This is a genomic window from Vibrio chanodichtyis, from assembly GCF_028863985.1.
Classification (GTDB): Bacteria; Pseudomonadota; Gammaproteobacteria; order Enterobacterales; family Vibrionaceae; genus Vibrio; species Vibrio chanodichtyis.
Genome location: NZ_JARBFT010000002.1, coordinates 157,639 through 182,033, shown reverse-complemented (window position 1 = coordinate 182,033; position 24,395 = coordinate 157,639). Strand labels below are relative to the sequence as shown.

Genomic DNA, 24,395 nt, shown 5'->3' with positions numbered 1-24,395 from the left:
AGGATTGAATTATGATCATTTCAGCTTCAACCGATTACCGCGCTGCAGCCAAAGCTAAACTCCCGCCCTTTTTGTTCCACTACATTGATGGCGGCTCATATGGAGAACATACGCTCAGACGCAACACCGATGATTTGGCCGACATTGCACTGCGCCAACGTGTACTGAGTGATATGTCTGAGTTGAGTTTAGAAACCGAACTGTTTGGCGAAAAAATGGCGCTGCCGATCGCCCTCTCTCCTGTGGGCTTAACCGGCATGTATGCCCGCCGCGGCGAAGTGCAAACCGCGCAAGCGGCTGAAACGAAAGGTATTCCTTTTACCCTTTCTACGGTTTCAGTCTGCCCGATTGAAGAAGTGGCACCTTCGATTCAGCGTCCAATCTGGTTCCAGCTTTACGTTTTAAAAGATCGCGGTTTTATGAAAAACGTGTTGGAACGTGCTAAGGCCGCTGGCGTGAAAAATCTCGTGTTCACCGTCGATATGCCAGTACCGGGCGCTCGTTATCGAGATATGCATTCCGGCATGAGCGGCCCTAATGCTGCGATGCGCCGTGTATTACAAGCTATGGTACACCCAAGCTGGGCATGGGATGTGGGCTTGCTTGGTAAGCCGCACGATTTGGGTAACATATCCAAATACCGAGGAACACCGACTAAACTAGAAGACTACATAGGCTGGCTAAGTACGAACTTTGATCCTTCCATCTCATGGAAAGACTTAGAGTGGATCCGGGACTTCTGGGATGGTCCAATGATCATCAAAGGCATTTTGGATACCCAAGATGCAAAAGACGCAGTGCGCTTTGGTGCAGACGGCATTGTAGTTTCCAATCACGGTGGTCGCCAGTTAGATGGCGTGCCCTCTACCGTGCAAGCACTACCCGCAGTTGTGGATGCAGTAAAGGGCGACCTGAAAATTCTGGTCGACTCTGGTATCCGTACTGGCTTAGACGTGATTCGTATGTTGGCACTTGGCGCAGATTGCACTATGCTCGGCCGTTCGTTTATTTATGCTTTAGCAGCACAAGGACGCGCTGGGGTAGAAAATCTGCTCGACCTTTATGAAAAAGAGATGAGGGTTGCCATGATTCTGACAGGCGCCAAAGACCTTAGCAAACTATCAAGCGACTCATTAGTCCAAAGGTAAAGAAAACTTCCCCTAATTTGAAGTTGCAGGCAATCATGCTGCAACTTCAAATCATAAAAGAGTACGGTGAACACTAAGAAGCATATAATTAACTCACTGACCTCCTCTAATTGCTGTTCGAGCAAATTTTAGCAAGCCGAATTGATCCACAGAACCTCAAAACACTCAATGAAGTGATTTCGCTATTAAGAGCAGTGCCAAACTTGGCATTCATTTTAGCTTTAGCACAGCAGGAGCCAACTTATCGAATCAAGCCGCTTCCGATTCAATACTTCACCTTAACCGACGATTCACTACCATGTAGAGCAAAACCTAGCGAGTACGTGTAAAAACACGTACCCAACCCACTAACTAGGGAAAAGAACAGGGACGTAAAACTCCCATGTTAATTCTTGTTCATTTATTGCTGACGACGCGCTTCAATCGCGGCAGCCAATTGACGCAACACCGTTTCAGTCTCTGGCCAACCAATGCAGGCATCGGTGATCGATTGACCGTAAGTCAAACACCCCTCAGGGGTCAAATCTTGACGACCTTCCACCAAGTGCGATTCAATCATCACCCCAAAGATGGCATGTTCACCTTGGGCAATCTGCGCCGCCACATCTTGTGCCACCACCATTTGCCGCTGATACTGCTTAGAGCTATTGGCATGACTAAAGTCGATCATCACTTTTTGTGGTAAGCCAGCGACTTCCAGCTCTTGTTTAATATTGTTGACATGCTCCGCACTATAGTTTGGCTGTTTACCACCACGCAAAATAATGTGGCAATCAGGGTTACCTGCGGTTTCAACAATCGCCGAGTGGCCAAATTTAGTCACCGATAAGAAGTGGTGTGATGCACCAGCAGAACGAATCGCATCAGCAGCAATTTTAATATTGCCATCAGTACCGTTTTTAAAACCAACTGGGCATGACAACCCAGAAGCTAATTCTCGGTGTACTTGCGACTCCGTGGTACGTGCGCCAATTGCGCCCCAACTGATCAAATCCGCCACGTATTGTGGGGTGATCATATCAAGAAACTCACTGGCGGTGGGCATACCGATATCAGTCAGATCAAGCAACAGTTTCCGCGCCATGCGCAAACCATGATTAATTTCATAGGTATCATTAAGATACGGATCATTGATTAAGCCTTTCCAGCCTACCGTGGTGCGTGGCTTTTCAAAATAGACTCGCATTACAATTTCCAGCTGTTCGCTGAGCTCATCACGTAATACTTTTAAACGCTGGCCATATTCCATCGCCGCTTCAGGATCATGTATAGAACAAGGACCAATCACCACTAACAGGCGATCATCTTGATCTTGCAACATGTTGTGAATCGCATTGCGCGCTTGGAACGTAGTGGACGCTGCAGTTTCGGTAGCAGGAAATTTTTCTAATACCGCAATCGGCGGTAGTAATTGTTTGATTTTTTTAATTTTTACATCATCGGTTTGCAACATCTTTACATCATCCTTAACTTTATTCTGACTAGTCAGCTCGATGCCTGTAGCCTTGATAATCACTGCATCTATCGTTTGTTCGAGTAACTTATCGACACCAACACAATATCGCAAGCACTATTTTAAAATAAAGGCAAGATTGTGCTTTTCTTTATCAAGCAACCCATGTGTAAAAAATAAGTTACACCCATCAACTTATCATCGACTAAACTCTCAATAGCAATATGCCAGCAAGTCCAGTTTAGCGATTGCGGCGATGTTTTAGAGCATAGAGATTACATAAACTGCAACTTCACAGCTCAATAGCGAGAAGAGACACCATGAATTTAACCGTCACCCAGTGGTTGGCCAGAGATCCCGATCCAAAGACCCGTCATGAACTGCAACAGCTGATCGATGCTCAGCAGGAAGCACAAATTGCCGAACGCTTTCAAGCTCGGCTAGAATTTGGCACCGCCGGACTACGCGGCAAAGTGGGCTGTGGTCCAAATCGGATGAACCGTTTGGTCATTCAAGAAACCGCCGCCGGACTCGGGCATTATCTGCTGGCTCAAGTACCAGACGCGCAGCGGCGCGGGGTGGTGATCGGCTATGATGGCCGGCTCGATTCTCGACAATTTGCGCACGATACCGCCAGCGTGCTCACTTCCCTTGGCATCAAGACTTATTTGACTCACCAAGTGGCGGCGACCCCGATCGTGGCGTTCGGTGTACGTTATTTCAACGCTGCCGCGGCAGTGGTGGTAACCGCCAGCCACAACCCGCCAGAGTACAACGGCTTTAAAGTGTATTGGGAAAATGGCGCACAAATTATTCCGCCCCACGATGCTGGCATTGCCGCTTGTATCGACCAAGCTGCGCAGCAAGCAATTCCTTATCTCGCTCTTGAACAGGCCGAGCAACAAGGGCTGCTGCATTGGCTGTGCGATGAGTATTACCAAACCTACCGTAATACTATTGGCGCAAGCCCATTGCTGCAGCACCATACCCAGCCGCAAGCACTGCGCTTAGCTTACACTGCAATGCACGGCGTCGGAGCAAAAATGGCGGAAGCCTTACTGGCGGATGCTGGCTTTACCGATGTCCACAACGTATCAGAGCAGCGCGAGCCAGATGGCACCTTCCCTACCGTTAATTTTCCCAACCCTGAGGAAGCAGGCGCGATGGATATGGTGATAGCACTCGCCAAGCAAACTGGCGCTCAGCTTGCCTGTGCCAATGATCCCGATGCAGATCGCTTTGCCGTAGCGGCCCGAAAAGCCGATGGTGAATACCAAATGCTGACTGGCGATCAAGTGGGTTCTCTGTTTGGTCACTACCTGCTGTCACAAACCGATGCTGACCGCAAATTAGTCGGTAACACGATCGTCTCTTCCAGCCTGCTGAGTAAAATCGCCGCAGCACATGGTGCACATTACTATCAGACCTTAACCGGTTTTAAATGGCTAACCAACGTAGCCATGCAACAGCAAACCGAACAGCAGCAATTTCTGTTCGCCTATGAAGAAGCGCTGGGTTATACCATTGGTAGCAGTGTATGGGACAAAGATGGCCTTTCAGCACTGGTTGCTTTTGCTCAACTCGCCGCAGAGCTTAACGCACAGGGTAAAACGGTATGGGATCAGCTTGAAACGCTGTATCGCCAGCATGGTCTGCACCTTAACGCGCAGCGCAGCATAGCACTGGCGCCTAACTCGCCCCCCATCGGTGATAAATTGCGTGCAACGCCACCTACCGAGATTGGCGGACGTAACGTGTTAATTGTGGAAGATTTTAAACAAGCGCGACGCACCTTTGCCGATGGAAAAACCGAAACGATCACCCTACCAACCAGTGATGTACTAATCTACCATCTGGAAGGTGGTGCTCGGGTGATTGTGCGCCCATCGGGTACCGAGCCTAAACTCAAGTGTTATTACGAAGTGATCACTCACTTAGCCGCAAGCGAAAGTTTTGCCAATGCTCAGCAACGAGCAGAGCAACAAATGGCAACACTGATCACAGAGCATCAAGCGAGTTTATAAGCTCCAGCAAACCCATCGCCATACATAGCGATAAGTACCTTAATTCGCTCATCCCAAAGAGAGGGAAAATCCCTCTCTTTAACTCCCCTGACCGCGGTGACTTAACTTTCAGCGACCGCTTTAGCCTCTTGAAAATCAACTACTTGATGCTCTGGAGCCGCATGGGTATTACCGGTAAAACGACCACCCTGTTCAATACTAAGATCATCACTAAACAAAGTACCGTTAACCCGCCCTTTGTTTAGGATCTCAATTTTTGCAGCGTGACCCGTCCCTTCAAATTGACCATTGATGATCAGATGATCGGCAAAGATTTCGCCATAGACCACCCCGCTTTCGCTGATCACCAGCATTTTATCAACCTGCAGTTTGCCTTCCACCAGGCCATCAATCTGAATACTGCTCTCAATCTTCAACTCTCCGGAGATATGGCTACCTTTTGCGATGAGAGTTGTAGCTGAGAGCTGACTCTTTGCTCGACTTTGTTTACTAAAGATTCCCATCGTATACCTCTTACTTTAGTGAATAGGGTTTCAAAATCATTCACTCCCCAATCGACAAAAGGTCGTGGGTCTAACGAACGACCGATAAAACGAATTTCATAATGTAAATGTGGACCAGATGAAAGCCCACCATTCCCGGAATAGCCTAATAAATCACCTTTTTGTACAAATTCACCACTTTTCACCGCAAATTTCTGCAGATGTGAATAAGAGCTACTAAAACCGTAAGCATGCTGTAAGCGAATAAAATTGCCGGAGCCAACATTACTGGCGCGGGTCACTTCAACCACCCCATCGGCAGGCGCATAAATTGGCGTGCCGATATTGACCGCAAAATCTTGCCCGCGATGCAATTTGGCCTCCTTGGTCACCGGATGCACCCGTTTTCCATAGCCGGAGGAAATCCGCGCGCCTGGCGTTGGCGAACCACTAGGAATTTGCGTCAACATCAGCGTACGAACTGAAGAAGTGATCGCGGCCGCATCCAAACGCGACTCCAGCTCGGCACCACTCTCATCCACACCGAGCACTTTCTCTAAATCACCCAATCGATCGGAAACCAGCTGAATTTTCTCTTCGCGCACCGTCAAATCATTTTCTAGGCTCTCTTTTAACTCACGCAGTGAAGAGATCTCCTCAAGCAATGACATTGAATGAGTCTCTAATTCTTGCTGCTTGAGCTTGGCAAAATCCATCTGGTGCTTTAGATAATAAATAACCCCGCCCACCGCGAGTACACTCACTAAAAGGATATAACCTAAGCTCTTAAGGAATAATCGAAAAAATTTATCCAAATGAAAATGTTGGGTTCCATGAATCGAGGAAACCGAAACAATCACACGTTCTTTCATAGGGTTCTATATGCTGCATCTGGATAATAAAGTGCGGCGAATAATAGCAAGGAACTGGCGTTACCTAAACCTTTTGCATGAGACGATTGAAGCTAACTCACAACCTTAAGCGGTATTTTGTGAATGAAGCCAAGCCATTTTTCCCGCTCGCTAAATGCCACTAAGCAGAAGATTGGAGACAGATTTGGTAGCTAAATTACAAACCAAGCAATAATTGAAAAAAAATATAGGTATTAGAGCTACCAAATAGAATAAATTGTGATAACTATCACTAGGAGACTTATTTTTAGTCAGAGAAGAATAAAAATTCGTGATATTTATCACTATTAATTTCAAACTTAAAAATACAAATACGTGATATCAAGCAATAAATATTAATTGACAAATTTGATTTCGCTAAAATGTATTTATATTACATAACCAAAACTTGAAAGCGATCACCAACAACCCCCTTCGTCCTTAACATTTTTGCCACAAGAGTCACAAAAAACCCGTTGGCAATTCCATTCGAAATTTGTGTGGTAGAGTGATTGTGTACTAAGCAATCAACGGTTTTTGTCGAACCGTTACTACGATCAAATTCAAATGGAACATCCAACGGGGGACGAGATGATATCATCAGACGCCAAGGTCAAGATACAAAATTTTGGCCGTTTCTTATCAAACATGGTTATGCCGAATATCGGCGCTTTTATTGCGTGGGGCTTTATTACTGCGCTGTTCATTCCAACAGGTTGGGTACCCAATGAGACGTTAGCCTCTTTGGTTGGACCAATGATTACGTATTTATTACCGCTGTTGATCGGCTATACCGGCGGTAAACTGGCAGGTGGCGAACGTGGAGCAGTAGTCGGTGCGATTACCACTATGGGTGTGATCGTTGGCACTGACATTCCAATGTTCATGGGCGCGATGATCGTCGGCCCAATGGGTGGCTGGGCAATCAAAGCTTTTGATAAAAAAATCGATGGCAAAGTGCGCAGTGGCTTTGAAATGTTGGTCAATAACTTTTCTGCCGGCATTATCGGCATGCTATGTGCCATCATCGCGTTCTTCTTGATCGGCCCATTTGTGAAGGTGTTATCGGCTGCTTTGGCGGCAGGGGTTAATTTTCTTGTTACGGCCCACTTACTCCCTCTCACATCGATCTTTGTTGAACCAGCCAAAATCCTATTCCTCAACAACGCGATTAACCACGGCATTTTCTCACCACTAGGTATCCAACAAGCCAACGAAACTGGCCAATCTATTTTCTTCCTGATTGAAGCCAACCCTGGTCCAGGTCTCGGCATTTTGCTGGCGTACATGGTGTTTGGTAAAGGTACCGCTCGCCAAACCGCTGGCGGTGCAAGTATCATTCACTTCTTCGGTGGTATCCATGAAATATACTTCCCCTACATCTTGATGAATCCTCGCCTAATTCTGGCCGCGATCGCGGGAGGTATGACTGGCGTGTTCACACTGACTATTTTCAACTCAGGCTTAGTTTCACCGGCTTCTCCGGGTTCTATTTTTGCCATACTTTTGATGGCCAACAAAGGATCCATATTGGGTGTGATATGTTCTATTTTTGCCGCTGCCGCCGTCTCCTTCATCGTCGCAGCGGTACTAATCAAGGCTCAAACTTCCACAGAGCAGGATGGTGATAAAGACGCATTGGTAAAAGCCACATCCAAGATGCAAGAGATGAAAGCCGGCTCCAAAGGTCAAATGACACCAACCACAGTACAGAATAAGAAAATCGACATGGCAAACGTACAAAGCATCATCGTCGCTTGTGATGCGGGCATGGGATCAAGTGCTATGGGTGCCAGTATGCTGCGTAAAAAAGTGGGGGAAGTCGGATTACCAATCACCGTCATCAATATGGCAATCAATGCCCTGCCTGCGGATGTCGATATTGTCATCACCCACCAAGATTTGACTGACCGTGCCCGCCAGCACGCGCCAAACGCCGAACATATTTCACTGAATAATTTCTTAGACAGTGCACTATACAACCAATTGGTGACTCAACTTCTCGCCGCTAAGCGCCACGCAGCCAATGATAGCCAGTTGCTCAAACCTTCCATCTTAGCCGCCAATGATGATAGCTATGACGTCCAACCTCCGAGTATTTTTCAACTGCAAAAAGAGAATATTCATCTTGGCTTGAATGCCAAAAATAAAGAAGAAGCGATTCGCTTTGCGGGTAATAAATTAGTCGAATTAGGCTACGTGCATCCCGAATATGTCGATGCGATGTTTGCACGGGAACAACTGGTTTCTACCTATCTCGGTGAATCGATTGCGGTACCTCATGGCACTGTGGATGCCAAAGATCGGGTGATCAAAACCGGTATCGTAATTTGCCAATACCCACAAGGAGTGGTCTTTGGCGAGGATAATAGCGATATTGCTAAACTTGTTATCGGTATTGCAGCAAAAAATGATGAGCATATTCAAGTCATTACCACCATTACCAATGCTCTTGATGACCCAAGCGCTCTCGACAAACTTACCTCAACCAAAGATGTGAGTGATGTGTTGAGCATTTTGACCGCCAATCAAGCAGCATAACGTATTAGCTCCAGAGATAAATCGAGGTCAGTTACGCCCCCTATGTGGCTGATCTCGCCTCTAGCAATAAGGTAAAAATTCAATATTTAGGTAGGTAAAACATGAAAAAGAATGCAGTTCATTTTGGTGCTGGCAATATTGGCCGCGGTTTTATTGGCAAACTTCTGTCTGATGCAGATATCGCCGTTACCTTCGCCGATGTAAACGAACCTTTGGTGGATCAGTTGAGTCATCAACAAAAATACACCGTCAAAGTAGTGGGTAATGAATGTAAAATGGAAACCGTTAGCCATGTTACCGCCGTCAACAGTAACAGCGAAGCTTTGATTGAGCGAATCATCAAAACGGATTTAGTCACCACTGCAGTAGGTCCAACCGTTCTGGATATTATTGCCAAAACCATTGCCAAAGGCTTGAGTGCTCGATTTGCGGCTGGCAATACTCAACCCCTGAATATCATCGCCTGTGAAAATATGGTACGTGGTACCACCCATCTTAAGCAGCAAGTGTACCAATGCCTGGACCCAGACGAGCAGCAACAAGCCGATGCTTTAGTAGGATTTGTCGATTCTGCAGTTGACCGGATTGTGCCACCGCTACAAGCCGCCAACGATGATCCGCTAGAAGTGACAGTAGAAAGTTTTAATGAATGGATTGTCGATAAACAACAGTTCAAAGGCGAAATCCCATCGATTGCAGGGATGGAAAAAACCGACAATCTGATGGCGTTTGTCGAACGCAAACTATTTACCTTAAATACCGGCCACTGCATTACCGCTTATCTAGGTGGCTTGAAGGGACACCGTACTATTCGTGAAGCGATTCAAGATCCGCAAATACACGCACAAGTTAAACAAGCGATGCAAGAAAGCGGTGAAGTGCTGATCCGTCGTTATGGTTTTGATCGTGCACTGCACACGGCCTATATCGAGAAAATCCTGACTCGTTTTGCTAATCCTTATCTGGTGGATGAAGTGGATCGCGTTGCTCGTCAGCCACTAAGAAAACTTGGAGAAAATGATAGATTAATCAAACCTTTACTCGGTACAATTGAGTACGGAGTGCCAAATGACATGTTACTGAAAGGGATTGCCGCAGCGCTAAAATACCGCAATAGCTGTGACCCACAAGCCGTCGAATTACAACAAGCTATTGAAAAAGAAGGGGTTCGCTCTACACTTGCCCGCTACACAAGATTGGCAGCAGACAGTGTTGAAGCGCAGCAAATTGAAACGCTCTATAACCAAATGGATTAAAGCCTCAACATAACCGATTGAAAAATAGTGTTATCAGAAGCCTTGCAATGTCGAGAGAGACTTGTTTCTCTCGACTTAACCCAACAACAGATCAGTTTATGGCAGAAAAAATTAACGAATCCGACCTACTAGAGCGCTTGAATCAGACCCACACGGTACGCGGGTTCTTCATTACCACCGTTGATGTGTTAACCGAAGCCATTGCTGCACTGATGCAACGCATTTTCCGCAAAGATAATTTTGCGGTGCAATCGGTTGTGGAACCGTTATTACACGATACTGGTCCACTGGGCGATCTTTCCGTTCGCCTTAAGCTTCTGTTTGGGCTAGGTGTCATTCCTGATGAAGTTTTTCACGATATTGAGCAGCTAATTAAACTGCGTAACCAACTCAATCACGATGCAACAGAATATCTATTCACCGATTCACAAATACTCGCACCAATCCAAGCACTTAATTTGGTAAAAAAAATCGGCATGTTGCAGTTAAATGTCGTGGAGCCAGACGATAATATTGACCCCAGCTTTTACCATCTACAGTTACAGCGCCAACAGCAAATCATCAAGTCAGGGCTCTCTTTAGCCATCATTCAGATTTGCAATATACTCAATAGAGACAGCCCATTTTGAAACGCAAGATGCCTCACCATAACTATCTGTCGCACAACAAGCGAGTACCCAACGCATATCTCATCCAAATATTTCGAATTGGCCGCTTATGCTGTCAACCTTAAGCTGCCTGGCTCACCAATGCAATCGCTCTGATCGTGTTGAAAGAGCTCAAGATTAAATATTCATCATCTGAATTATCGCACCCCATAGCGAGCGCGTGCCGCGTCTTGATTGGATACGATGGTTTTACCGATCGGTGCCAAAGAGATGATCGCCAGCTTTAAATGCTGCAACGCAAACGGAATACCGATGATGGTCACAAAACAGGCCACCGCAGAGAGAATATGCCCTATCGCCAGCCAAAAACCGGCCAAGATAAACCAAATAATATTACCGACCACACCAAATCCGCTGGTGCCAATATCGGTTTGATTTGTCAATTCATCACGGGCAATCGCTTGATAACCAAATGGCCAGAATGAAAAATTGCCGATCACAAAACAGGCGCGCCCCCACGGAATACCAATGATGCTAATGAAGGCCAGCACGCCAAATAGCCACCAAGCTAAACCCATGACCAGCCCACCACATAAAAACCAAATAATGTTACCAAGTGTTCTTAACATTGTGCTCCCCTACGCTTGCAACGCTGTCCACTAATGGACGATGCTCAGTGTGCCACAAGCCAGAGGCAGACAACACCCAATAATCTTGGTGACAAGACACTGGCCGCTTACCGTCCAACACCATCGTAGTTCAAAGCCGTAGTTTAGGAATGACCATCAAATGAATAGGGGGCAATGCCCCCTGAACAATATCAGTATGCAACCCCAATCCGCTGGCGGGGATGCTGACCATTCTCCAGTTCATCAATCATCGCTTGCCCTGTGATTTGGCTAATCCATTGTTACACTCCGGCCAGTTGCAAGCCCTGCTGCCAGATTACCCTTTGCCCAGCAGCGCGATTTGGGCGGTCTATTTATCACGCAGCTACCAAACCCCTTTAGTCAGACAGTTTATTGATTTTCTGGCTCAACACTGGCAAACCGATCTACTTTGGCCATAAGAAAACACTGGTCAACCGCGAGCGGCTTAGCGACAATACTCGACCTTGAATGACCATCGAATGAGAAATCCCATGCGCAGTTTTATCCTCCGAGCGCGCTCTGCCCCTACCGACAGCCAACGCCTATTGGCAGAAGTGGGTGGCAAATGCCATAGCGAAATTTTGGCTCACTGCATGATGAACAGCCTGTTTACTGCTCAGTCACATCGTGAAGATGTGGTGATCCATCTGGTGCTGGAAAGCACCCACGATTATTCACGCACCATCACGGTTGAATCGAATCACATCAGTGATGTCGGGGGCTTTCATGAAGCGGCCTTGCTGGCACTGCTGGTCAAAGCGCTCGACGCGTCAGTGGGGATGGGTAAAGAACAAACTCGTGTAGTGCAGCCAGGATTGACCGTGCGCACCATCAGCTTTGAAGCGCTACTCGGTGAATTGGCGGAGCAGCATTCGCTGTACATGATGGATAAAAAAGGCGATTCAATCCGTGAGATTGAGATTGGCCCCAATCCGTGTTTTATTTTGACCGACCACATCCCGATGCCCAAGAAAAGCGGTAATTCGATGAAGCGGCTTGGCGTCGAAAAAATCAGCCTTGGTCCCAAAATGCTATTCGCTTCGCAGTGTGTGACACTGATCCATAACGAAATCGATCATCAGCAAGCCGGCTGGTAATCGTCACTCCAATCCTGCAGCATGCAATAATCAGCCCTGAGCACATCGATCAGGGCTAATTTTTGCACGCTTACGCCAATTTCAAATCAAACTGAATGCGGTATTGCACCATATCTTCAATGGTCAATACCGGCATATTGTGCAGCTTGCCAAATTCGATGATTTCTGGCGTTTTAGCCATGCTGCCATCTGGGTTGGTCAGTTCACACAGCACACCAGCGGGCTGTAAACCGGCCATCTGCATCAAATCGACCGTGCCTTCGGTATGACCACGCCGCGCTAACACGCCACCAGCGCGAGCACGCAGTGGGAATACATGACCCGGACGCGCTAAATCCTCCGCTTTCGCTTGTGGATTCGCCGCTGTTTTAATCGTGGTCACCCGATCTTGAGCTGACACGCCAGTCGTAACACCGTGTTTGGCTTCAATCGATACGGTAAACGCGGTTTGGTTAGCGCTGTTATTGTTGACCACCATCGGTGGCAGGGCTAAGCGATCGGCCTGTGCTTCGGTCAAACACAAGCAGACAATTCCACTACATTCACGGATCATCAACGCCATCTGTGCGTTAGTCAGTGATTCAACCGCGTAGATAATATCGCCTTCGTTTTCGCGATCTTCATCATCGAGCAATAATACACCGCGCCCTTCACGCAAGGCTTGCAGTGCGTTATCTACACGAGTGATTGGGTCGCCAAATTCGGCAAGTAATGAGGACTGATTCATGGTAATACTCCAAAAAATGACCAGAATCAGGGCGTAAGAGGGATCTGAATTTACCACCAAGCACCACTCTCGCTATGGCAAAGCCACAGCGAGCAGCAGTGTGTTGGTCATTCTCTCTCATCCGGACTATTACCGTCGGCTCTGGCTTTTCACCAGATCTGCTGACCTCGAAACCTCGAGCGCTCGTGGGCTCACCTTACGGCATACCACCGGTGGGGAATTGCACCCCGCCCTGAGAATATTGTGCAGTTACCGACACTTTCGGCAACGCCGCTTAGTGTAATCACTTCAATCGACGCTGAAAAGCGTTACTGATCCACGGAATGCTTACAGTACATAATCGCTGAGCAAGCCAAGCATTTTTTTGCCGACCGGAATCCCTAATGTTTTGGTTTTGGTTTTGGTTTTGGTTTTGGTTTTGGTTTTGGCTTGTTCACCTCTCTCCACGAAGCGGTTAAATTTCAGTGAATTTGCTTAACTTTATCCAGTGTAAAGCTTGCCTTTTATGGCATCACAGCGCACCCTTTAACCCACTCGTCATACCAACAAATATCACAAAGGATCTGCTATGAAATTTATGCCGCGTCTGTCTGCTTTACTGGCGCTCTGCCTTGCGGCCTCAGCCCATGCCACTGTTACTATCGAGATCCCCGAAACCATCGATTTATTGGTGGTCAATGGCGCGAGTCCGCAGCTATCGGGCGGTTTTTTTAGTGCCAATAAAAAACTGGAGCTGAATGATGGTGAACAGCAAATCGTGTTCCGCTATGCACCTTATTTTAACCAAGGTAGTGATCGGATCATGGTCGAGAGCGAAGTGGTGATCGCCACTTTTGATGCCGCCAATCAGCAGCTTTCATTCGCTTTGCCGCAATATCGTGATGCGAACCAAGCCAACAAATCTATCAAAACCATGCAGTGGCAATTGGTTGATCAACAAGGCCAAGCGCTACAACTGCGTCAAGATCGATTGATTAAACCGGGAATGCAAATTGGCCGTAATTTTGAATTTGAAGCCTCGGAATACAACCGCACCGGTGGGATTGCCGCGCTCAATCATCGGGTTGAAACTCAAGTGCCAGCCAGCGTGAGTGACAGCACAGTGATACCCGCTTCTACCGCAGAAGAGATGCTGCATTTTTGGTATCAAAAAGCCGATCCAGAAACCAAAACACGTTTTAAGACCTTCGTTAATCAGCAATAATTCATGCATCACCATAAATCTTGGTTGCAAAACGACGATCAAAAATGAGGCCATACAGGCCTCATTTTTGATTAACTGACGATGTGCTCATGGTTGCCAAAACAACATGGCAATAATGGTTAATAAACCAATACATGCGATATTCAAGTAAAGCCCAACTCGCATCATTACACTCTGCTTAATATGTCCTGATGCAAACACGATCGCATTCGGTGGTGTGGCAACAGGCAACATAAAGGCACACGATGCGGCAATCGCAATTAATACTGACAGCAGCACAGGCGACATCCCAAACACTTCAGCAACAGTGGCAAAGACAGGGATCAATAGTGCGGCACTGGCCGTATTACTGGCAAATTCCGTTAAAAAAACTACAAATATCGCAATCGCTAGCACCACCACAAAAATGCCCATATCGGCAACAAGTTCACTGAGAGTATTAGCTAAAAATACACTGGTTCCAGTCTGTTTGAGTACATTACTTAAGCACAAACCACCACCAAACAACAGTAATACGCCCCAATCTGCCGTTTTCTGGATCTCCTTCCAATGCACCACACGGGCAAAGCTGACCATCAAAATCGCACCTAATGCCACCAAGGTATCAAAGCTATTAAAACCACCAAGCAGCGCGTTGACTGGGGTACTGAAAATCCATAGCAGCACCGTTAAACCAAAGATAGCTAGGGTGACCACTTTACCTTTATCCCAATCAATGGGCGCATGTTGTAAGGCAAAACTACCACTTAAATTTGGCTTGAGCAGAAGAAACAACAAGCCAATCGCGATCGGTAACATCAGCAGCGCGGTGGGCAAACCAAATTTCATCCACTCGGTAAAAGAGAGTCCAACTTCAGCTGCCGCAATCGCATTTGGTGGGCTGCCAACTAAGGTAGCTATGCCACCAATATTGGCACTATAAGCAATACCCAACAATACAAAGACATAAGTATTGCGCTGCTTATCCGCATCAACTTTACTCAAGACACCTAAGGCAAGTGGCAGCATCATCGCTGCAGTAGCGGTATTACTAATCCACATCGAAAGCAGCGCTGTAACTCCAAACAGCATAAAAACTGCCACATTCATTTTACCATATGCCAGTGTGAGCACCTTTTCCGCAATCACCTTATCCAATCCTTGATGGTGCATGGTGGCAGCCAAGGCAAAGCCACCCAAGAATAGGAAAATGATCGGGTTAGCAAAATTATTCAATGCAGCTTGAGTATCAAAAATACCTAGCAGCACTGCCAGCACCGGAACCAAAATTGCGGTCACGGTAACATGCAGTGCTTCGGTTAACCAAAGTACCGCGATAAAGACCAGCATACTGAGCCCTAGTACCACATTGGATTCATAAGGCAGCCAATGGTAAAGAGCGAGAAACAGGGCAATATCGGCCAAAATGATCAAGCTATTACGGTGGAGAAACCATTCGCGGGTATTGGTGGGTAACGGGACAGTGTCGTTTCTATTCATTATTATTTTCCTTATTGGGGCTGAATTCCGCACCATGATCCCACAGATTGAAACCAAAAAATGATTATCATTGCAAAATTGTTAACCAAGCCAGCACTGCACTTACAACATATAACATAATCAAATAATTGCATAACTGATTGTCATTGATTTTCCTCCCATAAATAAGGTAGACCACCCAAGCGATTCATGATTTACCGCACATGGCTCACAAAAAATTGCGCCAAAATCCGATTTTCCTGCGCATCAATCTGTGGAAAAATGCACGGATTAAAAGTGTATTCAATGGATTGATATGAATAATATTCTCGCTCAGCTGCAATTTTCCGCTGCCATTACTGGCCCCATCTGCTTAATGCTCGGCTTGGGGGTATGGTTCAAACGCATCAATCTGATCAACGAAAATTTTATTGAAGTTGCTTCACGTATTGTGTTTCAGGTGACACTACCAACCATGCTATTTTTAAGCATTGTTAGCTCGAAGCATGATTTCTCTTCCAGCCTCTCGTTGGTGCTGTATAGCTTAATCGCCAATGCGCTGTTTTTTATCTTTACCCTGTTTAGCGTTAGAAAATTAATCAACAAAACCAATGATTGCGGCGTGGTCACCCAAGGCAGCTTTCGAGCCAATACCGCGATCATCGGTTTGGCTTATGTCGCCAATATGTATGGTAGTGCCGGTGTCGCGCTAGCTGCCATTTATGTTGCCGCCACCTCGATCCTGTTTAATATTCAGGCGGTGATTGCTCTAACCCCACGCGGCGAGAGTAATGGTTGGCAAGTGGGCAAATTCATGGTGAAGACATTAACCAAAAACCCGTTAATCATCTCGATCGCACTGGGCTTAGTGTGCTATCTCTCAGGTCTACCTATGCCGAAAATGGTCACCGATGCTGGCCACTATTTCGCCAACATGACCTTACCGCTAGCTCTGCTGTGTGCAGGTGGATCACTCAATCTGGATGCCTTAAAGCAAGATAGCCACAGCGCTTGGTTGGCCACCGGCTATAAGCTGGTGCTCTCTCCTTTACTGATCACGGGCGGAGCGTGGATGTTTGGCTTTCGTAGCTTAGATCTCGGGCTGCTGTTTTTAATGAGTTGCGCACCCACTTCTGCTGCCAGTTATGTGATGGCACGCGCAATGGGCGGTAATGCTTTATTAGCCGCCAATATTGTGGCCCTGACCACCGTGGTATCGCTGTTAACTTGTACGCTCGGGATTTTTCTGCTTACCAGCTTTGGCATGATCTGATCACTCATCCTAAGTCATGGTGACCCATTAACTTTGCTGTCGATCGCCTAAGATCGGCCAAAAATCAACCCGCCGTAGCGGGTTAAATTTTTGCGCTTGAGCGGTAATACCAGCTATTCAGCGACCCACAGATAGAACAGCGTCGCTAGGGGTGGCAAATGCAGTAACAGGGATTGATCTAAACCTTGGCTGACCACGCTTGCCGTGCTGACTTGCTGCAATACCGAGTAATCGCTGCCATGATACTGCTTGGCATCGGTATTCAGCAGCAATTGATAGCGCCCACCCTGTGGGACACCAAGCCTAAATGCTTGCTGTGGAACGGGAGTGAAGTTAGTAATGACTAACACACGCTGACCAGTTTCATCCATTCGTTCATGAGCGATCACGCTAAGATCCGCATCATCTTGCAAGCGCCACTCAAAACCACGTGGATCACAATCCAACTGATGTAGTGCACTCTGCGCCTGATACAGATGGTTTAAATCACGCACTAAGCGTTGGATCCCAGCATGACGCTCAAACTGAGTCAGGAACCATTGTAACTGTCCATCGTGATCCCACTCTGCGGTTTGTCCAAGCTCAGTGCCCATAAAGTTGAGCTTTTTACCCGGCTGACCATACATATAACCTAAATATGCGCGTAAGTTGGCGGTTTGTTGCCACTCATCACCCGGCATTTTATAGATCAGTGAGCCCTTACCATACACCACCTCATCGTGTGACAAAGAGAGCACATAGTTTTCACTAAACGCATAAATCAGCGGGAAAGTTAACGTATTGTGGTGGTATTTGCGATGTACTGGATCTTGCTTGATGTAGGATAAGCTATCGTGCATCCAGCCCATATTCCATTTGAAACCAAAGCCTAAACCGCCAACAAATGTCGGCGCAGAAACACCGGGAAAGGCGGTTGACTCTTCGGCAATCGTCATCGCATTCGGGAAATGCTTGTACACCTCTTCATTCATCCACTTAAAGGTGGCGATTGCATCGTAATTTTCACGGCCACCATCAATATTCGGGATCCATTGATCATGGCTACGCGAATAGTCCAGGTACAGCATTGAAGCCACCGCATCAACGCGGATCCCGTCAATATGGAACATCTCAAACCAATACAGCGCATTCGAGACCAACAAACGGCGTACATGTTCACGGCCTAAATCGTAGATATAAGAATTCCAGTCTTGGTGCCAACCACGGCGCGGATCGGGGTCATGGTACAGCGGTGTGCCATCAAAATTGGCCAGACCATGAGAGTCGGAGGGAAAATGCGCCGGAACCCAATCGAGCACCACGCCAATTCCTGCTTGGTGGCAGCTATCGACCAGATATTTAAAGTCATCAGGCGAGCCATAACGACTGGTTGGTGCAAACAAACCAATCGGCTGGTAACCCCAAGAACCATAAAACGGATGTTCCGCCACAGGCATCAGTTCAACATGGGTGTAACCCATCTCAAGCAGATAAGGCACTAATTGATCGGCTAATTGACGATAGTTCAACAATTCGCCGTGTTCGCCCCGCTTCCATGAGCCGACATGCAGCTCATAAAACGAGAGCGCTTGCTTACGTTTTTCGGTTACAGGACGCTGTTGCCATGCATGGTCTTGCCACTGATAGCGACGATGATCGTAAGTCACCGAAGCAAAAGAAGGGTACTGCTCGGCATAGCAGCCCCACGGATCGGCTTTATGCGGTAAACCTTCACCCTGTGGGCCTTTGAGTTCAAATTTGTACTGCACGCCTTCGCTCAAACCAGGAATAAAAATCCCCCATATCCCGTAGTCTAGGCGCTGCATCGGATGACGACGACCGTCCCAATGGTTAAATGCCCCAATTAAACTACACGCAGTGGCATGTGGTGCATAAACCAGAAAACGCACGCCAGACACCGTTTTACCAGCACGGGATAAAGTGACAAACTGCGCCCCTAACTGGTGATACATCTGCTTTGGGGTATGTAAATCTTCATATTCAGCATAAATCGCATGATATTGGTATGGATCATCAATCAGCTGCTCGATCCCCGCCCAATCTACCGCCAACTGGTAGTGAGTGTCGCGCAAGTTATGGCAATCGTTGAGTATAAAACCGCCAGGGCTTTCACGCTCTAATTCAATACGCGGCTGCCCCTCCACCACTAACTCGACTTTATCCGCCTCTGGCATCCAAACTCGTAATCTACTTTGTTGCTCAGTAAGATAAGGACCTAAAAATGAAAAAGGATCGGCGAACGCCGCTCGCGCTAACTGATCATATATTGCTGGGATCGATGATGGATTTTTCGTGCTCTTCAAAGCTAACTCCTAACCTAACTCACGAGATATCCCTTGTGGCTTAAAAAGCGGAATATTGGATCAGCGCCTTCAAGTTATTGGGGTATAAAACAAAGCCCGCAAATCGCGGGCCAAGCGTGTCTCCATCTTACCGGACTTATCGGGCAGGAAAGAGTGACCAATCCGAAACTTCTTTCGGTGATTGTTAAGCAATTGGTCACTAAACGCTTTATTGACTGGCTTTACTGCGCACCTCGGTTAAACGTGTCGCGATCCGATTCACTTCTTCACGGGCGAAGATCTCGTCTAGATTCATCGATAATTTACGACGCCAGTTGGGATATTCATTGACCGTACCCGGAATATTGACTGGTTTATCCATCTCTAACCAATCTTCTAACTGCACACTGAGCAAGGCTGATGAGCCAGCCGCGAGATGCAGTTGCAATGCTTCACTCAAATAGCGATCCATCGGCACTAACGTGGCATCACGGCCAATTCCCGCAGGTAAATAACCGTGCCAAGCTACAGAATCGAGAATGCCTTGTTTCGATTTTAAACGATCGGCAAACAGACCTTGCAACTGATCCTCATCTGGATAGAGGCCAATTTCACGGCCCATTTTCAGATCATCACAGTGCCAAAAACCACGCAAAGTCGGCATATCATGAGTACAAAGTGCCGCCATCGATTGCTCGGCGTAGTGGGCAGGTGAAACATAACCACCATCTTGCTTGGAGGTTTCAAAGAAGAAGACTTTGTACGAGTGAACCCCTGCATCACGCAGCAACTCGACGATTTCATCCGGTACCGTGCCCAAATCTTCACCAATCACGCTGCACTGATGACGGTGCGATTCCAGCGCCAAAATCGCCAACATATCTTTGACCGGATAGTAGATATACGCACCTTTGGTAGCATTTTCCCCTTTCGGGATCCACCATAAACGCAGCAAACCCAGCACATGGTCAATCCGCAGTGCACCGCAATGCTTCATATTAGCCCGCAGCAGTTTGATGTACGCATCATAGGCTGTGGCTTGCAAAACTTGTGGGTTAAGTGGTGGTAAGCCCCAGTTTTGCCCCAAAGGCCCGAGCACATCCGGCGGTGCGCCAATGCTGACATCTTGCAGCAAATTACCATGATCCGCCCAGGTTTCACTGCCCGAATCCGCCACGCCAACCGCAAGGTCACGATACAAACCCACCGCCATGCCTTTTTCTTCCGCTAATGACTGGACTTCGTGGATCTGTGTATCGGCTACCCACTGTAGGTACAGGTAGATATTTACCTGATCTTGATGATCTTCAATAAATTTCTGAACGGCACTGCTATCAAAACGACGATATTTTTCAGGGAAAACAGGCCAGCCCCATACCGAACTATCTGCCGCATGTAATTGGGCATGCAGCGCATCGAATGCCGCTTGGTGTAATAAACTGTCACCACCTTCAGCCACAAAACTCAAGAAAGCGCGCGCGCGTTCGGTCTGTTTATCCAAATGGCGGGTTTTAAACTCGGCAAACAGCAGTGGCAATACGCTCATTTTTAGCTCTGCCACTTCAGTGTAATTAACCCAGTGTGCGTCACGCACTTTTTGTAGTCGCAACTGAAAATCAGCGCTACCAACCTTTTGTTGTGCTTGGGCACTTAATGCAAACTCAGGCACGGAACTGACATCAATATACAAAATATTGAGCCAACGACGCGATGATGGGCTATAGGGGCTAGCCCCTTCAGGATTGGCCGGAAACAGAGCGTGGATCGGGTTTAAACCGACAAAATCACCACCGCGAGACGCAATATCCGCCACCAACTGTTTCAAATCGCCAAAGTCGCCCATCCCCCAGTTGTGCTGAGTACGCAAGGTATACAGTTGGACGCTCGGTCCCCATAGCTTTTTGCCTTGGCTTAAAGCTGGCTGCTTATAACAGGCCGATGGCGTAACAATCAGCGTCATTTGGTACGGAACTTTACGGCGCTTACGGGCAATCAATAATTGGTGATAACCCAACGGTAAATCAGTGGGTAACATAAACACCAAAGGCCCACCTTGGGCACGCTCATCACGCACAATTTGTGATTGCAGATAGCCTTCTAACACCTCGCCTTGCTCGGTCTGCAAACACCAATCAAATTCACTTTCACGGGCACTCACGCCAAGATAGAGCGGCACTTCAATCACCGCACCTTGGTGCACCACGAGTACCGGATCCAATACATCTTTTTTGTGTTTCTTCTCTGCCGATTGCAGCAAAGCTTGATCACTACTGGTGTCATAGCCAAGAGACGCCAAAAGACGACGGATAGTGTCGTCTTCAACTTGGGCTTCACTGCCCCAAGCGCTGACATATCGATCGGCAATATTTGCCATTGCAGCGACTTGTTTTAATACATTGTCTTGATTCATCGCTCTCTCCGAAGGGACAACTTTCCACTTCCATGTAGGGTAAGGTAATAAAAGGTGGGACTGTTAAAACCAGCCCCACCCAAAGGGCTTAACGCGCGACGGCGTTCAATTGCCAAATGTTATTCACATAATCGCGGATACTACGGTCGGAGCTGAATTTGCCGACTAGCGCGGTATTCAGAATCGCTTTCTTAGCCCAGCCAGCTTGATCACGATACTGTTTATCAATTGCCGTCTGCGCAGTCACGTAAGAAGCAAAATCCGCCAGTACCAAATAAGGATCGCCACCATTGAGTAAGCTGTCATAAGTTGCACGCAGCTTACCAGGCTCGCCAGGAGTGAACTCATCACCAAGCAGTAAATCAACCGAGGCTTTGAGCAATGGATCAGCATGGTAGAAATCAAATGGGTTATAACCACGCGCTTTCAGCGCTTCTACACCATCGACTTCCAGACCAAAGATATAGATGTTGTCATCACCGACTTCTTCACGGATCTCAACGTTTGCACCATCCATAGTACCGATGGTTAACGCCCCATTAAGCGCCATCTTCATGTTGCCGGTACCCGATGCTTCTTTACCTGCTGTCGAGATTTGCTCCGAAACATCCGCCGCCGGAATAATGATTTCGGCCATGCTTACTCGATAATCCGGAATGAACACCACTTTGAGTTTGTTGCCAATTCGCGGATCGTTATTCACTTTGTGCGCGATCATGTTGAGCGCGTAAATGATCTCTTTGGCAAGGTGGTAACCCGGCGCTGCTTTCGCGGCGAAGAACACCACGCGTGGATGCATATCGAAGCTTGGATCATTGATCAAACGATGATAGAGCGACAGGATATGCAGCATATTGAGGTGCTGACGTTTGTACTCATGCAGACGTTTGATTTGTACATCGAAGATCGCATTCGTATCGAGTTCGATATCCATGTGATCTTTCACCCACTCCGCCAGACGCACCTTATTGGCTTTTTTCACTTCCATAAAGCGTTTCTGGAATGCGGCATCTTCCGCGTACTGCGCCACTTTGCTCAATTGATCCAATTTAGCTGGCCACTCATGGCCAATTTTTTCCGAAATCAGCGCAGATAAGCCTGGGTTACAGAACTTCAGCCAGCGGCGAGGGGTAATACCGTTGGTCACATTTTGAATTTTACCCGGATACAGATCGACAAATTCAGGGAACAGATCACGCTTGACCAATTCAGAGTGCAGTGCCGCTACGCCATTGACCGCATAGGATCCCACCACACATAAGTTAGCCATACGCACCATGCGATGGAAACCTTCTTCAATGATCGACAACTTTTGCTGTTTCGCGACATCACCCGGCCACTTAGCGCGCACGTCTTGCAAGAAGCGATGGTTGATCTCGTAAATGATCTCCATATGCCGTGGCAATAGACGTTGGATCAGCGACTCACTCCATGTCTCTAAGGCTTCAGGCAACAAGGTGTGGTTGGTGTAAGCGAAGGTTTTGGAACAGATTGCCCACGCGGCTTCCCACGATAATTGCTTTTCATCAATCAAAATACGCATCAACTCAGGGATCGAGATGGTCGGGTGAGTATCATTCAACTGGATGGTTTGATATTTAGGCAGATCAACCAACGCATGACCTGCGGCCTCATGGCGACGCAAAATATCGTGGATCGAAGCGGCACTGTGGAAATACTGCTGCATCAAACGCAGAGTTTTGCCTTTTTCATGGTTATCATTCGGATACAACACTTTGGTGATGTTACCAGCATCGATCAATGCGTGCTGCGCTTCAAAATAATCACCATTGTTAAAGCTGGCCAGCGAGAACGGTGCAATCGCACGACATTCCCATAAACGCAGCGGATAAACCGTATTACTTTGGTAACCAACAATCGGTAAATCCCATGGCATGGCTTGTACTAACATGCCCGGAACCCAGCGGCGCTGCTCTTTACCATTGTGATTGAGCACTTCTACGTGACCATAAAAACCAATTTCTTGCTTTAATTCTGGGCGAGCGACTTCCCAAGGGTAGCCTTCCACACCACACCAAGCATCCGGCGCTTCTTGCTGATGACCCTGTTCAAATGACTGCTTAAACAGACCATATTCATAATGCAAGCCATAACCCACGGTCGGGTACTCTTGCGCAGCGCAAGAGTCCATAAAACAGGCCGCCAGACGGCCTAAGCCACCATTACCCAAAGAGGGATCGCGCTCTTCTTCCAGTAGATCGGTCAGGTTTTGTCCCAGCTCGCCCATCGCTTCGGTCACGGCTTCATACACGCCCATACTGATCAAATTATTACCGGTTAAGCGGCCAATCAAAAATTCTAACGATAGGTAGTTAAGACCTTTGCTGTTGAGGATGCGTGGATCTTGCTCGGTTTGTAGCAGATCAAAAGTAGTAAATTCAGCTAAGGCGCGTCCCATGGCTAAATACCAAGCTCGTGCAGAAGCCTGCTCCACGGTTGTCGCGTAAGTCGCGCTCAAATGGCGCTTCACGTTGGCTTGGAACAACTTCTTGTCAAACTGTTTCTGTTGAGTAGGTTTCATTGTGAAATCTCAGGTTATGGTTCTAATTCATCTGATCCCTATCCTGCCTTGATGACGTACACAAAACATCCTCCTATTTTTCTGGCCAATTAGGAGGAGATAACAAGGCGTAGAGGCGCAGCCCTCTGTGGTGAGTGATCTGAATCGCATCAATCGATGGCCGAATCACCGCTAGCGGTGATTCGGATCACACCTCCAACTGATTAACCATAGTTAGGCTTAATAAAAGTTTGGCTGTTCGATTGTTGAACAATTACTCACTATGTGAAATAGATCGCAATAAACTCTTCGTTATTACCGATTTTTTCAGCAGATTAGGTAGGGGATGAGCCAATAATCGGATGCCAGAT

17 protein-coding genes, 1 pseudogene and 1 riboswitch are annotated in these 24,395 nt (G+C 47.3%); of the genes and pseudogenes, 9 read left to right on the top strand and 9 right to left on the bottom strand.

Annotated features, from left to right (window positions below):
- Positions 1-11 precede the first annotated feature (11 nt).
- Positions 12-1,148: an FMN-dependent L-lactate dehydrogenase LldD gene (gene lldD / locus PUN32_RS02875; protein ID WP_274721681.1), complete on the top strand. Its 1,137-nt coding sequence runs from the start codon at positions 12-14 to the stop codon at positions 1,146-1,148.
- A 400-nt stretch (positions 1,149-1,548) separates the two neighbouring features.
- Here the strand turns inward: lldD and aroG are convergent, their stop codons facing one another.
- Positions 1,549-2,601, bottom strand: coding sequence for a 3-deoxy-7-phosphoheptulonate synthase AroG (aroG, locus tag PUN32_RS02870; RefSeq protein ID WP_274721680.1), 1,053 nt, complete (start codon positions 2,599-2,601; stop codon positions 1,549-1,551).
- A 320-nt stretch (positions 2,602-2,921) separates the two neighbouring features.
- On the opposite strand from aroG, the gene PUN32_RS02865 reads away from it, so the two are divergent.
- Positions 2,922-4,625: a phospho-sugar mutase gene (locus PUN32_RS02865; protein ID WP_274721679.1), complete on the top strand. Its 1,704-nt coding sequence runs from the start codon at positions 2,922-2,924 to the stop codon at positions 4,623-4,625.
- A gap of 101 nt (positions 4,626-4,726) precedes the next feature.
- Here PUN32_RS02865 and PUN32_RS02860 read toward each other — a convergent pair whose 3' ends face one another.
- Positions 4,727-5,035, bottom strand: coding sequence for a bactofilin family protein (locus PUN32_RS02860; RefSeq protein ID WP_319946300.1), 309 nt, complete (start codon positions 5,033-5,035; stop codon positions 4,727-4,729).
- A gap of 2 nt (positions 5,036-5,037) precedes the next feature.
- The gene (locus PUN32_RS02855; protein ID WP_274721677.1) at positions 5,038-5,979 is read right to left on the bottom strand and encodes a M23 family metallopeptidase; all 942 of its coding nucleotides are present in this window, start codon (positions 5,977-5,979) and stop codon (positions 5,038-5,040) included.
- Between the two features lie 609 nt (positions 5,980-6,588).
- Between PUN32_RS02855 and PUN32_RS02850 the strand changes: the two genes are divergently transcribed.
- The 3 genes from PUN32_RS02850 to PUN32_RS02840 all read left to right on the top strand — a co-directional run bounded on the left by PUN32_RS02850 (position 6,589) and on the right by PUN32_RS02840 (position 10,423).
- On the top strand, positions 6,589-8,538 hold the full coding sequence (locus PUN32_RS02850; RefSeq protein ID WP_274721676.1) for a PTS mannitol transporter subunit IICBA: 1,950 nt from the start codon (positions 6,589-6,591) through the stop codon (positions 8,536-8,538).
- A gap of 101 nt (positions 8,539-8,639) precedes the next feature.
- Positions 8,640-9,794 carry a mannitol-1-phosphate 5-dehydrogenase gene (locus PUN32_RS02845; protein WP_274721675.1) on the top strand — a complete coding sequence of 385 codons (1,155 nt, stop codon included), beginning with the start codon at positions 8,640-8,642 and terminating at the stop codon, positions 9,792-9,794.
- Between the two features lie 98 nt (positions 9,795-9,892).
- Positions 9,893-10,423: an MltR family transcriptional regulator gene (locus PUN32_RS02840; RefSeq protein WP_274721674.1), complete on the top strand. Its 531-nt coding sequence runs from the start codon at positions 9,893-9,895 to the stop codon at positions 10,421-10,423.
- Between the two features lie 176 nt (positions 10,424-10,599).
- Here the strand turns inward: PUN32_RS02840 and PUN32_RS02835 are convergent, their stop codons facing one another.
- Complete coding sequence (locus tag PUN32_RS02835) at positions 10,600-11,031, bottom strand: YccF domain-containing protein (protein ID WP_274721673.1); 432 nt, start codon at positions 11,029-11,031, stop codon at positions 10,600-10,602.
- A 251-nt stretch (positions 11,032-11,282) separates the two neighbouring features.
- Between PUN32_RS02835 and PUN32_RS02830 the strand changes: the two are divergent.
- Positions 11,283-11,471, top strand: a pseudogene (locus PUN32_RS02830) (LysR substrate-binding domain-containing protein); the annotation flags it as partial.
- A 72-nt stretch (positions 11,472-11,543) separates the two neighbouring features.
- Positions 11,544-12,149 carry a tRNA (pseudouridine(54)-N(1))-methyltransferase TrmY gene (gene trmY / locus PUN32_RS02825; RefSeq protein ID WP_274721672.1) on the top strand — a complete coding sequence of 202 codons (606 nt, stop codon included), beginning with the start codon at positions 11,544-11,546 and terminating at the stop codon, positions 12,147-12,149.
- A 70-nt stretch (positions 12,150-12,219) separates the two neighbouring features.
- Here the strand turns inward: trmY and ribB are convergent, their stop codons facing one another.
- Positions 12,220-12,876 carry a 3,4-dihydroxy-2-butanone-4-phosphate synthase gene (gene ribB, locus PUN32_RS02820; RefSeq protein ID WP_274721671.1) on the bottom strand — a complete coding sequence of 219 codons (657 nt, stop codon included), beginning with the start codon at positions 12,874-12,876 and terminating at the stop codon, positions 12,220-12,222.
- Positions 12,877-12,981: 105 nt separating this feature from the next.
- Positions 12,982-13,120: riboswitch (FMN riboswitch) on the bottom strand.
- Positions 13,121-13,444: 324 nt separating this feature from the next.
- On the opposite strand from ribB, the gene PUN32_RS02815 reads away from it, so the two are divergent.
- Positions 13,445-14,080, top strand: coding sequence for a DUF2057 family protein (locus tag PUN32_RS02815; protein WP_274721670.1), 636 nt, complete (start codon positions 13,445-13,447; stop codon positions 14,078-14,080).
- Positions 14,081-14,167: 87 nt separating this feature from the next.
- Here the strand turns inward: PUN32_RS02815 and PUN32_RS02810 are convergent, their stop codons facing one another.
- Positions 14,168-15,559, bottom strand: a complete 1,392-nt coding sequence (locus PUN32_RS02810) for an SLC13 family permease (RefSeq protein ID WP_274721669.1) — start codon at positions 15,557-15,559, stop codon at positions 14,168-14,170.
- 295 nt (positions 15,560-15,854) lie between these two features.
- Between PUN32_RS02810 and PUN32_RS02805 the strand changes: the two genes are divergently transcribed.
- Positions 15,855-16,811 (top strand): AEC family transporter, encoded by a 957-nt coding sequence (locus tag PUN32_RS02805; RefSeq protein ID WP_274721668.1) that lies wholly within the window; start codon positions 15,855-15,857, stop codon positions 16,809-16,811.
- Positions 16,812-16,924: 113 nt separating this feature from the next.
- Here the strand turns inward: PUN32_RS02805 and glgB are convergent, their stop codons facing one another.
- From glgB to PUN32_RS02790, 3 genes are all read right to left on the bottom strand, one after another.
- Positions 16,925-19,114: a 1,4-alpha-glucan branching protein GlgB gene (glgB, locus tag PUN32_RS02800; RefSeq protein WP_274721667.1), complete on the bottom strand. Its 2,190-nt coding sequence runs from the start codon at positions 19,112-19,114 to the stop codon at positions 16,925-16,927.
- Positions 19,115-19,322: 208 nt separating this feature from the next.
- Positions 19,323-21,503 carry a 4-alpha-glucanotransferase gene (gene malQ, locus PUN32_RS02795; protein ID WP_166015225.1) on the bottom strand — a complete coding sequence of 727 codons (2,181 nt, stop codon included), beginning with the start codon at positions 21,501-21,503 and terminating at the stop codon, positions 19,323-19,325.
- A gap of 88 nt (positions 21,504-21,591) precedes the next feature.
- Entirely contained in the window at positions 21,592-24,045 is a 2,454-nt protein-coding gene (locus PUN32_RS02790; RefSeq protein WP_274721666.1) for a glycogen/starch/alpha-glucan phosphorylase, read from the bottom strand.
- Between the last annotated feature and the right edge of the window lie 350 nt (positions 24,046-24,395).